Here is a 13,530-nt window from a genome sequence, read left to right as displayed (position 1 = left end):
TTAATCAAGGAAACAACCGTGAAAACACACAAGGCTCCCCCAAAAGCGTGCAGCGTAGCGGGCATGATCATCGTGCCAGTTTCTCATCACGAGTGCCGCGTAAAAGCAGCCTGACGCAAACATTAATGGGAGGCGGGGAGGCAGGAGAACGGCCTTCCCGTTCGCCGTATTTAAGTACAAGGTGGGTCCATGCACCATAAGACCTTTAAATCGAATTTAAACTTTTCCGACGCGTCCAAGGACGCCGATACGTTCATCGATCTCGATCGGCTGTGGGCTGCGGTGATGCGCAGAGCCAAGATCATCGCAGCTTGCGTTATCGCGATGATGATCCTGGCGGGAGCCTATCTCCTCTTCGCCACGCCGGTCTATACCGCGATGACCCAGGTTCTGCTGGACGATAGCCTCTCCCGCTATGCCGAAGATGAGAGCCCCGTGCCTGCGGCCCAGATCGTCGACAATCGCATTGCCAGTGCCGTCGAAATTCTGAAGTCCAAGGAAATGGCCCTGACGGTGGTGGATAAAGCCGCCCTTGATGCCAATGACACCATCGTCAATCCACCAAAGTCACCGGTGGACCTGGTAAAATCGTCGATCAAGGTCGTGGTCGATCTCCTGACCCCGAACTCACCGCCCGCTTCCGAAGAAGCCATGCGCAATGGTCGCCGCGAAAAGGCTGCAGCGGTGATTCAGCAGGCGCTGACAGTCGAGCGCGTCGGGAGAAGCTCGGTCATCGCGATCTCCATTCGCTCCATTGACCGGCAACTTGCCACGCAGATCGCCAAGACCTATGCCAACTCCTATCTGACTGAACAGCTGAATGCGAATTTTGACGCCACCGAACGCGCTTCCGTCTGGCTTCAGGAGCGGCTGACAGACCTCAACCAGCGCTCTCAGGCCGCGTCGCTGGCTGTTGAGAAATATAAGGCTGCGAACAATATCGTGTCCTCACGCGGCGAGTTGATGTCCGAGAGTCAGCTTTCAGACTTGAACGGACAACTCATCGCAGCGCAGGCCGATGCGGCAACCGCCTCTGCGCGTTATACGCAGTATAAATCAATCACGGATCAAGGCCCTGACAATGCCGTCAACAATGCCATTGTTTCCGCGCGGGACACTGACAACACCGTAATTCAGGACCTTCGCAAGCGCTACATTGCAATTTCCGACCGGGAACGTGGCGTTGTCCAGCAGTTCGGCAAGGATCACCCTCAGGCCATCGCGTTGGAAAGCGAGAAAGGCGACCTCGCACGCCAGATCTATCAGGAACTGTTGCAGCTGACCGGCGGGTTCAAGAATGAGTTCGACGTAACCGAGTCTCGTGTCCAGTCGTTGCGCGAAAACATAGACCGCGTTGCAGGTCGCAACTCCGAAGCCAACATGACTTTGGTCAAGCTTCGTGAACTTGAACAACAGGCGGCCGCCCTCAAGACGCTCTACGAATCCTATCTCGGCCGCTTCGAAGAGGCATCGCAGAAGCAGTCCTTCCCGATTGCCAAGGCGCGTGTGATCTCAGAAGCTGGCCTGCCGACTGCGCCTTCCAGCCCGAAGAAGACCATGACCATGGCACTTTCCATCGTGCTTGGTCTGATGCTGGGTGGGGGCGTCGCTGCAATTCTCGAGTTCCGGGATCGGTATTTCCATACGGGCAATGATGTGCGCGACAATCTGCGCATGCGGTTTCTGGGGTACCTGCCCTTCATCGGTGAAAAAGGGGTGGAAACGACAAAATCCGAAACGGGGGCTGCCATGCCGGAAATCCCCGACACCGACATCGAGGATAACGGGCAGGTCTCGTTCCAGAAAATGTTGCGGCTCGCGGTCGATAGTCCGCGCTCCAGCTTTACCGAGACGCTGCGCAACGTGAAACTGACCGCCGACGTGGTCATTCAGGAAAAGCAGTGCCGGGTGATTGGCGTGATTTCCTGCCTGCCCAACGAAGGCAAATCCGTTGTGGCACTCAACCTCGCAGGCCTGATTGCAACGACCGGCAAGCGCACGCTGGTCGTGGATGCCGATATTCGCAACCCCGGCCTCAGCCGCATGCTGACGACGCGCCAATCTGCCGGTCTGGTGGAAGTGGTGCTGGATGAGGTACCGTGGACCAAGGCCGTGAAGATGGACAGCCGCACGAAAATGGGAATTCTGCCGGTCTCGACCAGCAATCAGTTCGCCCATTCCAGCGAACTTCTTGCATCGTCAGGCATGCGCAAATTTATGGAGTCGGCTCGCGAAGCCTGCGACTACATCATCGTTGACCTTGCCCCCGTGGTGCCGGTCATCGATGCCAAGGCATTTGCTTCGCAGGTCGATGGCTTCGTATTTGTCACCGAATGGGGCAAGACACCTATACAGATGGTTCAGAACCTGATGAACCACGAGCCGGAAATTGCCAGCAAAACGCTCGGGATTGTGCTGAACAAGACCGACATGACGGAGCTGCAACGCTATGCAGGGCCCGGCGGCTCGGAGCACTATCACGATCAGTTCTCGGCCTATTATGGCGACGCCAAAAAGCCGGTTGCCGAGCCGGTCTGATCCCCAAGCTGAAATGCCCGCCTTGTGCGGGCATTTTTTTGGACCTCAGAGCGCAATATTCGCTGGATTTGAACCGTTCTTTTCCGCATTGATGTGTTCGCATCATATCAGCGCAGGATCATCTTACCCATGGCGTCTCCCATTGCTTTCGTCTCCCGCTCGACCGACGCCGATGCAGAAGGGTGGGTTGCCATGCTTTCGCAAGCTCTTCCTGCCGAGGTCATCCTACCATTTCAATCCATGAATGATGAGCAACGGGCGCAGGCGCAAATCGCCATCGTAGCCAACCCGGACCCTGCCGATATTGCGAAGCTGACCGGGCTCAAATGGATTAATAGCCTGTGGGCCGGCGTCGAGCGTCTGGTATCGGAGCTTGGCACTCTTGCGCCACCCATTGTGCGCCTGACTGACCCGGAATTGTCACGCGTCATGGCGGAAGCTGTCCTGGCCTGGACCTATTACGTACACCGCGACATGCCTGCCTACCGGGACAACCAAAAACGCGCGCTTTGGCAGGAGATCGAATATCGTCATCCAAGCGATGTGACTGTCGGCATTCTGGGCCTCGGCGCTCTCGGCGTCGCTGCCAGCGAACGCCTGCGTGACGCAGGGTTTGAAACCATCGGCTGGAGCCGTTCGGCCAAGACGTTGGACGGCGTGGAAGCCCTTTCTGGCGAAGACGGTTTGTCAGAACTTCTGGAGCGCAGCGATATTCTCGTCTGCCTTGTTCCCTTGACGGTCGAAACACGCGGGCTGCTGAATGAACGCCGCATCAGACAGATGAAACACGGCGCATCCATCATCAATTTCGCACGCGGAGCCGTCATCATTGGCGATGATCTCATCAAGGCGCTGGACGACGGACACCTATCGCACGCGGTTCTGGATGTTTTCGAAACCGAACCTCTGGACCAGACTTCAGCCTTCTGGAACCACCCGAACGTGACTGTTCTGCCCCATATTTCTGCGCCCACAAATCGCAAGACTGCGGCGAAAATCGTGGCGACCAATATCCGTCGGTGGCGGGAAACAGGCCAGTTGCCAGCAACCGTGGATATGACCCGCGGTTACTGACGCAGCAAAGACCTTATCCACCCATCGCCTTGATGATGGCATCCCGCACGTCGCTCTCATTATAAGGCTTGCAGAGCAGAACTGAGCCTGCAGGGGCATTATCAGGCAAGAAGTTGTCGCCTGTAGCAAACACAACTCCGACAGACGGGCGGCGCTGCTTGATGGCAACACATAGATCGCCGCCGCTCATATCCGGCAGGCCGACATCGGTCATAAGCACATCAAACTCTTCTCGCTCGGTAAGATCGATGGCCTGTGTCGCGTTCGCCGCCTCGATGACGGTATGGCCGCTTTCCATCAGGATATCACTGGTGTTCATGCGGATGAGTTCATCATCCTCTACAAGGAGGATACGCATCGCTGGCGTCTTAGGCTCCGTTACTCTGACATCAGGCACGATGGTCCTATCCTTACCGGCTTCAATTCTCTGCTTCTGATTGGCAATAACGTGCCGCAGACGTCTGGCAAGGGCGTCTCGCGTATAAGGCTTGGACAAAAGCTCCACGCCCGCATCCAGCTTGCCGCCGTGAACGATCGAGTTCTCGGTATAACCCGAGGTGAAGAGGATCGCGAGGTGCGGCAAGCGCTCTTTGGCACGCCGTGCCATTTCGCTGCTCTTCAACGGCCCCGGCATCACCACATCGGTGAAGATGACGTCGATCGGTACGCCACTTTCGGCAACCGTCAGACCCGCCTGCGCATCCCTGGCCGTCAACACCCGATAGCCGAGATCCGTCAGCGTTTCGACAACGATGCTCCTGACCTCGTCATCGTCCTCGACTACCAGAACTGTCTCGCTGCCGCCAACCACAGGCCCGTCCTGCACAATGACTTCGCGATCTTCATCTGCAAGAGAGCGCGGAAGATAGACCTTTACGGTCGTTCCCTGCCCTATCTCGCTGTAAATCTTGACATGGCCACCGGACTGCTTGACGAATCCGTAGACCATCGAAAGGCCAAGGCCGGTGCCTTTGCCCTCGGGCTTGGTCGAGAAAAACGGCTCGAACACCTTGTCGACAATCTCTGGCGCCATGCCAGAGCCCGTATCGGTGACCGCCAGCATGACATATTGCCCAGGCTCAACCTCGGCATGGGTTCGTGCATAGTCCAGATCGAGGGACGCATTGCCGACCTCGATGGTGAGCTTTCCCGATCCCTCCATGGCATCGCGGGCATTGATGGCGAGATTCAGCAACGCATTCTCGACCTGCGCAGGATCGGCGAAAGTGTTCCACAAACCGCCAGCCGTAATCACCTCGACTTCAACAGCTTCACCAATGGAACGGCGCAAAAGATCATCCATACCGGCGACAAACCGCCCAATATTGATGACTCTCGGCTCCAGCGCCTGACGGCGTCCAAAGGCAAGCAATTGGCTGGCAAGCTTCGCGCCACGGCTAACACCCGCCAGCGCGTTGCCCACGCGCCGCTCTGCACGCTCATTGCCCGCAACATCCTTTGCGAGAAGCTGGAGATTGCCCGCGACAACCTGCAACAGATTGTTGAAGTCATGGGCGACGCCACCCGTCAACTGACCGATGGACTCCATCTTTTGCGCCTGTTGAAGCGCACGTTCCGCATGCTGGCGCTCGGCAATCTCGGTTGCGACGCGGGCTTCAAGGCTTTCATTCAATTGGCGAAGCTGGTCTTCCGCACGCTGGCGGTGACGGATCTCCCGCTCGAGATTGGCAGAATGCTCCTGCAGCGCCAACTCTGCCGCGCGCTGATCCGTAATGTCTGTATGCACGCCGACCCATTCGATGAGCGTAGCATTGTCATCCAGAATGGGCACGGCCCTGATGGTGAAAGTGCGATAAACGCCGTCATGTCGGCGGACCCGGTGTTCCCAGAGATAGGTGGATTTAGCCGCAACAGCTTCGTTCCAACTGCGGATCGAGCCTTCCTGATCGTCAGGGTGCACGGCATTTGCCCAGCCATAGTCCTGATACTCGTCAAGTGTCTGGCCTGTCAGTCCAGCCCAGCCGCTCTGGACGCCAAGCATCTTGCCGTCAGGGCTGTTCGTCCACAAGACACCGTGGACCGCATTGACTGCCGCCCTGAACCTGTTGTTGCTGATCTGAAGCTCGGTCTCGACGCGTTTACGAGCGTCGATGTCGATGATCAGCACATAACAACCATCAACATCGCCTTTTGCCGTGTAGCGGGGAACATGGCGTATCTCGACCGCACACAGTGTGCCGTCCGGACGCCGAATATCGGCATCATGGATGACGGTCTCTCCTGCCATTGCACGATTGATGAACGGCAGGCGGGCCTGATAAAAAGCCTCTCCAACGACGTCAACAGCCTTTTGGCCCAGAACGTCCTCCGGGCGCCAATTGAACCAGTTCAGATAACCCTGATTGGCGAACCTGTAGACATGATCCCTGTCAATGAAGCCGACAAGAATAGGGAGGGCATCGGTAAGCCTGCTGAGCTCTTCCCGACTGGCGGCAAGATCAGAAATGGCTTTCACCTTGTCGGTGTTTTCAAGCACTGTGCACAGAACGCCATCAACCGTACCAGCATCATTGTGGATAGGCGTGTAGAACAGGTCGAAGACGACATCTTCTGGCAGTCCGTTGCGCTTCAAAACCAGCGTCTGGTCGCGGAATGACTGAACGGCACCGCGAAAGCCGGCTTCGAGAATAGCGCTATTCCAGTCCCAAATTTCGGGCCATATATCCGGCACAGTACCGCCGAGCGCTCTGGGATGATAGCTCCCGGCGATCTCGATATAGCCGTCATTGTAAATCATGACGTGGTCTTTGCCCCACATTAGCACTTGTGGGATCGGTGAATTGACGACGGAATTCACCTTGTGGCGGAGGTTGGCGGGCCATGACGATATCGGGCCAAGCGACGTCTTGGACCAATCAAATGCGCGCACAAGCGCGCCAGCCTCGCCGCCGCCGATAGGCCATTGGCCCAGTCCAGAAAAATCAGTCATTCATGTCACCAATGGGAGCGCAAACTTCCGTACATCGCAGCTTCAGTCAAAGAAGCACATTGACTGATCTTACCACTTGATCCGAAGTCACTTATCAAGCGTTTTTTTCTAAAGTACGCAATACAGATCACACTATATGGTTATCCTGCCCGCACAAGCGCGTCCAAAACTCCCTTGGCGGCAAATTTGCCCGAAGCAAAACAAGCAGTTAGGAGATATCCGCCAGTTGGCGCTTCCCAGTCCAGCATCTCCCCGGCTGCAAATATTCCAGGTACTTTCGTCAGCATCGAACATGGGTCGATTTCACCCCAGTCGATTCCACCCGCGCTCGAAATTGCCTCGGCGATCGGGCGTGGTGATTCGAGTGTGATCGGCAGGGCCTTGATCAAGCCCGCCAGCTCTTGCGCAGAGATTATGCCGAGATTAGATCTTTGCTCCCGCAGCAATGCGATTTTGACCGGAGAAAGCCCAACAGCCTTTCGCAGTCTGTTGGAAAGGCTGTCCTTGCGGGGGTGCCGTTCAAGGTCTTTCGCAAGACGCTGCTCGGTTCGTCCCGGTGTCAGATCAACCAGCAAAACTGGCTTTTCACCACCTTGGAAACCATCGCGCACCGCCGCCGCGTGAGCGTAGATCAGACTGCCTTCGACGCCATGCCGCGTTACTACAAATTCACCCTCGATCCGCCCGGCTTGCGACGTGACGGCCACCGACTTTACGGGCAAGCCTGCGAAACGTTCCCGGAAATGATCGCTCCAGAGCGTATCGAAACCGCAATTAGCAGGTTGAAAATCGTTGATGACAACGCCCTTTTCCCGAAGCCACGGCACCCATGCGGCGTTAGACCCCAGCTTCGGCCAGCTGGCCCCGCCAAGAGCAAGCAGGACCGCGCCGCTTTTGACCGTGATGGGGCCTGTCGGCGTTTCAAATGCCAGCGCGTCGCCTTCAAAACCCGTCCAACGATGCCGCGTCTTGATTTCCACGCCCTGCGCTTCCAGCCGCTGCAGCCAGGCTCGCAAAAGCGGCGAGGCTTTCATGGAGACAGGAAACACGTGCCCGGATGTGCCGATGAAGGTTTCCTGTCCAAGAGAAAGCGCCCATGCGCGCAGCATCTCGGGCGTAAAATCATCCAATGCTGCTTGAAGCCTGCCCTGCGCACTCCCAAACCGGGTGGTGAAAGCGTCATATGCCTCGGCATGGGTAATGTTCAAACCAGATTTACCAGCCATAAGAAACTTGCGGGCGACGGTCGGCATGGCTTCATAAACAGTCACGCCAACTCCGGCTGCAGATAATACCTCCGCCGCCATAAGGCCGGCAGGCCCACCTCCGACGATTGTCACTTGCTTGCCGTGCATCATACAATTTCCAACGCATTTGAATTCCATACGCCTTATACCGATTTGCCAGTGCCGGTACATGCGCTATTGACCTGATATGTTCACGCTCAATCGCCCTGAAACCTTCTCGCAAGAGATCAAGAAAAGTCGCTTCATCGCTTTCGCAAGCCCGATTGCGGATGAAGATGCTGCTAGACATTTTATCGAGCAGAACTCCGATGCCTCAGCGACCCACAATTGCTGGGCATGGCGGGTTGGGCAGGTCTACCGCTTCAGCGATGATGGCGAACCCTCCGGGACAGCCGGCAAACCCATTTTGCAGGCAATAGACGGGCAATCACTCGATTGCATCGCGGTAGTGGTCACCCGATGGTTCGGCGGCATTCTTTTGGGCAGCGGCGGGTTGATGCGGGCCTATGGCGGCACGGCTGCGACATGTCTGCGAAACGGCGAGAAGACGCCGGTCATCCCGACGCTATCGACAGAAATTGACTGCATTTTCTCTGATCTTGCTCTGGTCAAATCGAGGCTCACAGCCGTTTCTCACCTGACGATTACGGCGGAAACCTTTACCGATCATGGCGCGAAATTAAGCCTATCCATACCGGTTTCCAGTGCAGAGGATGTTGCGAGAATGGTGATGGACCTCACCAGCGGGCGTGTTACCATTCCGCTTCCGTGAGCGGTAGCCACCGCTGGCCAATGGTCAAATCCATGCTATGAGGCAGCATGATATCTGAGCTTGCGAACCCGATCTACAATCCCCCGATGGAGCCGTATGTTTCCATCCTTCATCAGGATGACGACCTGCTCGTTCTGGACAAGCCCAGCGGGCTGCTGTCGGTTCCTGGCCGCGATCCCGCGCTTTCCGATAGCCTCGCGACAAGGGTTCAAAAGCAGTTTCCGAAGGCATTGATGATAAACCGGTTGGACAAAGACACCTCCGGCATTGTCCTGATGTCCCTCAACCGCCGTGCCCATGCGAGCGTGGCCTCGCAGTTCGAAAATCGGGCAACGACAAAGACCTATATTGCTATCGTGTGGGGGCATGTTGATGGCGAAACGGGGCATATCGATCTGCCGCTCGCCATTGACCCCGACAACAAGCCAAAGCACCGCGTTGATCATGAGAGCGGCAAGCAGGCCCAGACGGATTGGAAGTTGCTTGAGCGTCTTTCTTTACCGGCAACGCGGCTGCAGCTTCACCCGTTGACGGGCAGAACGCATCAATTGCGTGTCCACCTGAAAGCCATTGGCCACCCCATTCTGGGTGATGAATTTTACGCACAGGCAGATGCGCTTGCGGCGTCTGATCGATTGCTGCTGCATGCGCAAAGCATCAGTTTCTGCCACCCCGATGGACGTGATGTAAGCTTTACCGTGCCTTGCCCGTTTTGAGATGCCAATGACAAACAAAGATCGCGAAGACAGTTTCATCATCGATTTCGTGGGCGGCGCCGTCGGCCACCGCTTGCGGTCTGGTGAAGGCCGTGGGCAGGCGCTGGCAAAGGCCGCCGGTTTGAAGAACGGCAAAACGCCCGCAATCGTGGATGCAACGGCGGGTCTCGGCCGAGATGCGTTCTTGCTGGCATCTTTAGGGGCAGAAGTGACCTTGATTGAGCGGTCGCCCGATATGCACGCATTGCTCAAGGATGCGATCGCTCGCGCCGATGCAGAAGGAGGCATTTATCGGGAGATCGTCTCGAGAATGACGCTGCTTCACGGCGATTCACGCGTGGTGATCCCTACGCTCTCACCGGAGGTGATCGTGATTGATCCCATGCACCCTCCCCGGCAGAATACGGCCTTGGTCAAAAAGGAAATGCGTGTTCTGCGGGAATTGGTCGGGGCCGACCCTGATCAAACAGAACTGATGGAAATTGCGCTAGCCCACGCGAAGAGACGCGTCGTTCTCAAATGGCCAGCACGCGCAGAGCCGATGCCAGGCATCAGAAAACCTTCGCATCAGCTTCTCGGTAAAACGACACGTTATGACGTCTTTATGATTTTGGGCGGTGATCCCGCCTGACGCGTATCATCGAAAGTTTGGCTTGCGTTGAGCATTCATCAGCAGTTCGTGACGGGACGCAAAGTCGCCGAATAGTGTGCGCAAGCGTGATTCTTCACTTTCATCCAGCCGGTAGCGGCGGCAAAAATCCTCGACGCTCAGGATCGGCTTGATCTCCGTAGATTCGATTTCCCTGTTATCAAGAACTTGCATGCGGGCCTCCCAAGATTTGCGACACGGCTTAACTCGCTGAAAGGCTTGATGTTCCTTACTACTTTTCACCCGCCATATATAAGCACCCTATTATTTACACATTGGAATCAAGTTTTATTGAAACCCATGGGTTGAACGAAAAATCTCCCCACATGTTTGGTTCAAGCAAAGCTAACGGAAGGGAGACCAATGACGCGCGCTCAACACCTGCTGACATCAACCATTCTTTCAATGTGCCTCGCAGCACCCCTGGCACAGACCGCCCATGCTCAAACGCCTGCCCCAGCGGAAACGAAACCGGCAAACGCGCCTGACCAGAAACCCGCATTCGAGGGCCAGACGCGCGCAGCGCAGCCTGAAAAAATGCCGTCGCTCGTCAAAACGGTGGTTGCTGATAATCTCCCGCATTTGTGGTCGATGGAAATACTGCCGGATGGTCGCATGCTCGTTGCTGCCAAAGATGGAGCGATGCACATCGTGGCCGACGGCAAGGCTGGAAAAGCGCTTGAAGGTCTTCCGGAAGTGGCTTCAGACGGTCAGGGTGGCCTGCTGGATATCGCGCTTTCTCCTGATTTCGACACCTCCAAAATGATCTACTTCTCCTTTTCCGAGCCCCGGGATGGCGGCAACGGCACGTCAGTAGCCTCTACAAAACTTATAGAAAGCGGCGGCAACGCCGTTCTTGAAGACACGAAGGTCATTTTCCGCCAGACGCCGACCTATGATGGCGACAAGCATTTCGGATCCCGCCTCGCCTTCGGGCCAAAGGGTGAGCTTTACGTCACGGTTGGAGAGCGCTCCGACAAGGAGCCTCGCGTACAGGCTCAGGATCTTGGCAGTGGGTTGGGCAAGGTTTTTCGCATCGACAAGGACGGCAAGGCTTTCGACGGCAACCCGTTTGCAAATCAGAAAGATGCGCTGCCTGAGATCTGGAGCTACGGTCACCGCAACGTCCAGTCCGCAGTGGTTGATGGGCAGGGGCGTCTATGGACCGTGGAACATGGTCCCAAGGGTGGCGATGAGCTGAACTTGCCAAAAGCTGGTCTCAACTATGGCTGGCCTGTCATAACCTACGGCATGGAGTATAGCGGCGGTGCAGTTGGCGAAGGCCTGACGGCTAACGAAGGCATGGAACAGCCGACCTATTATTGGGACCCAGTGATAGGCCCTTCCGGCATGGCCGCCTACAACTCCGACGCTATTCCTGAATGGAAGGGCGCGCTCATCATCGGTGGGCTTGTCAGCCAGGGACTTGTTGTCCTGAAGATGGACAATGACAAGGTCGTCTCGGAAGGCCGGTTTCCGCTGGAAGCGCGGATCCGTGACGTGAAGATTGGTGACGATGGCGCTGTCTATGCTGTGACCGAGCAGCGCGGCGGCGGGAAGTCGCAAATTCTGAAACTCGCACCGGGCGCCTGACCTTAGCGAATAAAACATGAGAGCGGACCCAAACCGCTCTCATCTTGCTTCCCCTTAGCGGGAACGGATGCCAATCGGGCGCATTATTGCTCTCAAAGGTGAGGAGCAATAAAAACACATGAACCAGCTTCCAATTCGCATTCTGAAAAAAGTTGGGCTGACCTATGTCACCGATCAGCAGCCCGGTATCACCCGCGAGCGTCGCGGCAAAGGCTTCTCCTACAGGCTCCCAGATGGCGGCCTTTTGTCTGACAGAATTGAACTGACACGGTTGAAATCGCTCGGCGTGCCGCCCGCCTATGAGCGCGTCTGGATCTGCATAGACCCATCAGGGCATCTTCAGGCGACTGGCTTTGATGTGAGAGGCCGCAAACAGTACCGCTATCATCCAGACTGGCACGCGTTGCGGGGCGAGAATAAGTTCTATCAGCTCAAGACATTCGGAGAAGCTCTGCCTGCCATCCGCAGACGCGCGACTGCTGATCTTTCGACAAATGGCTACGGGCCCGAGGCAACACTTGCCGCGCTTGTGCTGCTGCTCGATGCCGCGCATTTACGTGTTGGCAACAAGACCTATCTCGAAACCAACGGGACCTACGGCGCGACGACCCTTTTGAAGAAGCATGTTTCGTTCGGTGAAACGATTGAGCTGCGATTTGCCGCAAAGGGTGGTCAGCGCGTCCAGCGCAAGCTTAAACACCCTCGGCTCCAGCGGATTCTCGAGAACATCGCAGACCTTCCCGGCAGGCAACTCTTTGTCTGGCAGGATGAGAGCGGCCTTGTTCACCCTGTCGATTCCAGCGCGCTGAATGCCTATATCTCCCAAAGCGCGGGTGAAGGAATATCCGCCAAGACTTTCAGAACCTGGGGCGGCACGCTTGCGGCCTTCGGGCACGCAACGCGCGCGCTGAACAGCGCGGAACGACCCACAATCAAGGGAATGTGCGTGGCTGCATCCGAAGAACTTTCCAACACGCCCGCCGTTTGCCGCAAAAGCTACGTTCACCCTGACGTGCTGGATCTTGCAACGGAGGAAAAATCCGTGAAGCGCCTTGAGAAGATATTGGGTAGCGAACTGAAACCCATCGCCGGGCTGAAAGCCGATGAGAGACGACTTATAGAGTTTCTGGCCTGATCACCGCATCGCCGCATCAATGATCATTCTGGGCGGATTGACGATTTCGTAGGTGCAGCGAAAGGCTTCTGCCGCCACGCGATATGTATCGCTTTCATCAGCCTCGACCTGCACGATGGCGTCGCCAGGTAAGGCGATCATGACCTCGTTCCAAGGCGCTCTGAAATTGAACGGCCCGATCTCATCACTCACGATGAAGTAGCTCATATTTTTGCCCTTGGGCCTGAAAGCGCGATATCCTAAGGCGTCGGCTTCCGAAAGCGGCTCACCATAACGGTCCGAGAAATTGCGCGCCTTCACCAGAATTTCCTCGTTGCCGGTTTCCTCGCAGCGATTGCGCACCACCCAGTCGCCCTTTTCGGCAGGCCGGGAGCGCGTTTCCACCCCCTGCCCCTTGATATAGGTGATCACGATTTCCCCCGGAGACGCAGGACGAGCATCCACATCCCTGGTCTTTCGGGCCACCCCGGCCATATCGCTTTTCTTGATCTGCGCCATCAACGCAATCTGGTCTCGGCTCGGCAGGTCCTCGCTTGCATAGGCGACAAGAGGAAACAGGAGCGACATCGAAATCAGCGTTTTCGAAAAGAGCAGCGAAGCCATCTGAATTCCATTCCTAGCGCGAGAACGGGCACCATCCGGCGACAGCAGAACGGCGCGTCCGGGGAGATCACGTAAGTTTGAATGTACAGATATGAAAACAAAGAAATACGGCACGTTTTAAAGGGTAGATTTTAACAATCGTTAAAACGCTCATCAGATGAGCATTTGCCTTCCATAAAGGCTCCCTCTGGCAACGTTCAGCTTCATGTCAGGTACATGACACATCCGCAGCAGTGAATGCACAAGCAGCGGA

11 protein-coding genes are annotated in these 13,530 nt (G+C 56.3%); 7 read left to right on the top strand and 4 right to left on the bottom strand.

Going from position 1 to position 13,530, the window contains the following annotated elements; genetic code table 11:
• The first annotated feature begins 189 nt into the window (after positions 1–189).
• Positions 190–2,538, top strand: coding sequence for a polysaccharide biosynthesis tyrosine autokinase (locus tag RQI55_RS13050; RefSeq protein ID WP_311272762.1), 2,349 nt, complete (start codon positions 190–192; stop codon positions 2,536–2,538).
• A 129-nt stretch (positions 2,539–2,667) separates the two neighbouring features.
• Positions 2,668–3,612, top strand: a complete 945-nt coding sequence (locus tag RQI55_RS13045; protein ID WP_311272761.1) for a glyoxylate/hydroxypyruvate reductase A — start codon at positions 2,668–2,670, stop codon at positions 3,610–3,612.
• A 13-nt stretch (positions 3,613–3,625) separates the two neighbouring features.
• On the opposite strand, the gene RQI55_RS13040 is transcribed toward RQI55_RS13045, so the two are convergent.
• Together RQI55_RS13040 and RQI55_RS13035 are read right to left on the bottom strand one after the other, a co-directional pair.
• Positions 3,626–6,562, bottom strand: coding sequence for a PAS domain-containing protein (locus RQI55_RS13040; protein WP_311272760.1), 2,937 nt, complete (start codon positions 6,560–6,562; stop codon positions 3,626–3,628).
• Between the two features lie 140 nt (positions 6,563–6,702).
• On the bottom strand, positions 6,703–7,917 hold the full coding sequence (locus RQI55_RS13035; protein WP_311272907.1) for a TIGR03862 family flavoprotein: 1,215 nt from the start codon (positions 7,915–7,917) through the stop codon (positions 6,703–6,705).
• 79 nt (positions 7,918–7,996) lie between these two features.
• Between RQI55_RS13035 and RQI55_RS13030 the strand changes: the two genes are divergently transcribed.
• From RQI55_RS13030 to RQI55_RS13020, 3 genes are read left to right on the top strand one after another with little or no spacing between them, the layout of a single operon-like run.
• Complete coding sequence (locus tag RQI55_RS13030) at positions 7,997–8,581, top strand: YigZ family protein (RefSeq protein ID WP_311272759.1); 585 nt, start codon at positions 7,997–7,999, stop codon at positions 8,579–8,581.
• A gap of 47 nt (positions 8,582–8,628) precedes the next feature.
• Positions 8,629–9,297, top strand: coding sequence for a pseudouridine synthase (locus RQI55_RS13025; RefSeq protein ID WP_311272758.1), 669 nt, complete (start codon positions 8,629–8,631; stop codon positions 9,295–9,297).
• Positions 9,298–9,304: 7 nt separating this feature from the next.
• Complete coding sequence (locus RQI55_RS13020) at positions 9,305–9,928, top strand: class I SAM-dependent methyltransferase (RefSeq protein ID WP_311272757.1); 624 nt, start codon at positions 9,305–9,307, stop codon at positions 9,926–9,928.
• A 6-nt stretch (positions 9,929–9,934) separates the two neighbouring features.
• Here RQI55_RS13020 and RQI55_RS13015 read toward each other — a convergent pair whose 3' ends face one another.
• On the bottom strand, positions 9,935–10,120 hold the full coding sequence (locus RQI55_RS13015) for a hypothetical protein (RefSeq protein ID WP_042616506.1): 186 nt from the start codon (positions 10,118–10,120) through the stop codon (positions 9,935–9,937).
• A gap of 189 nt (positions 10,121–10,309) precedes the next feature.
• Here RQI55_RS13015 and RQI55_RS13010 point away from each other — a divergent pair, with 189 nt between their 5' ends.
• Both RQI55_RS13010 and RQI55_RS13005 read left to right on the top strand, forming a co-directional pair.
• Positions 10,310–11,539 carry a PQQ-dependent sugar dehydrogenase gene (locus tag RQI55_RS13010; RefSeq protein ID WP_311272756.1) on the top strand — a complete coding sequence of 410 codons (1,230 nt, stop codon included), beginning with the start codon at positions 10,310–10,312 and terminating at the stop codon, positions 11,537–11,539.
• Positions 11,540–11,657: 118 nt separating this feature from the next.
• A complete protein-coding gene (locus tag RQI55_RS13005) occupies positions 11,658–12,674 on the top strand; it encodes a DNA topoisomerase IB (RefSeq protein WP_311272755.1) in 1,017 nt (338 codons plus the stop codon).
• Here the strand turns inward: RQI55_RS13005 and RQI55_RS13000 are convergent, their stop codons facing one another.
• Positions 12,675–13,277, bottom strand: a complete 603-nt coding sequence (locus RQI55_RS13000; protein WP_243257319.1) for a hypothetical protein — start codon at positions 13,275–13,277, stop codon at positions 12,675–12,677.
• Positions 13,278–13,530 lie beyond the last annotated feature (253 nt).

The organism is Rhizobium sp. WCS2018Hpa-16 (assembly GCF_031843705.1).
Classification (GTDB): Bacteria; Pseudomonadota; Alphaproteobacteria; order Rhizobiales; family Rhizobiaceae; genus Agrobacterium; species Agrobacterium tumefaciens_C.
The sequence above is the reverse complement of the archived record's forward strand: the minus strand, read 5'-3'. Positions and strand labels throughout refer to the sequence as shown.

Bases quoted from the DNA above. Each gene is read 5' to 3' on its own strand.
- RQI55_RS13050 (WP_311272762.1), top strand. From the start codon at position 190: ATGCACCATAAGACCTTTAAATCGAATTTAAACTTTTCCGACGCGTCC.
- RQI55_RS13045 (WP_311272761.1), top strand. From the start codon at position 2,668: ATGGCGTCTCCCATTGCTTTCGTCTCCCGCTCGACCGACGCCGATGCA.
- RQI55_RS13040 (WP_311272760.1), bottom strand. From the start codon at position 6,562: ATGACTGATTTTTCTGGACTGGGCCAATGGCCTATCGGCGGCGGCGAG.
- RQI55_RS13035 (WP_311272907.1), bottom strand. From the start codon at position 7,917: ATGCACGGCAAGCAAGTGACAATCGTCGGAGGTGGGCCTGCCGGCCTT.
- RQI55_RS13030 (WP_311272759.1), top strand. From the start codon at position 7,997: ATGTTCACGCTCAATCGCCCTGAAACCTTCTCGCAAGAGATCAAGAAA.
- RQI55_RS13025 (WP_311272758.1), top strand. From the start codon at position 8,629: ATGATATCTGAGCTTGCGAACCCGATCTACAATCCCCCGATGGAGCCG.
- RQI55_RS13020 (WP_311272757.1), top strand. From the start codon at position 9,305: ATGACAAACAAAGATCGCGAAGACAGTTTCATCATCGATTTCGTGGGC.
- RQI55_RS13015 (WP_042616506.1), bottom strand. From the start codon at position 10,120: ATGCAAGTTCTTGATAACAGGGAAATCGAATCTACGGAGATCAAGCCG.
- RQI55_RS13010 (WP_311272756.1), top strand. From the start codon at position 10,310: ATGACGCGCGCTCAACACCTGCTGACATCAACCATTCTTTCAATGTGC.
- RQI55_RS13005 (WP_311272755.1), top strand. From the start codon at position 11,658: ATGAACCAGCTTCCAATTCGCATTCTGAAAAAAGTTGGGCTGACCTAT.
- RQI55_RS13000 (WP_243257319.1), bottom strand. From the start codon at position 13,277: ATGGCTTCGCTGCTCTTTTCGAAAACGCTGATTTCGATGTCGCTCCTG.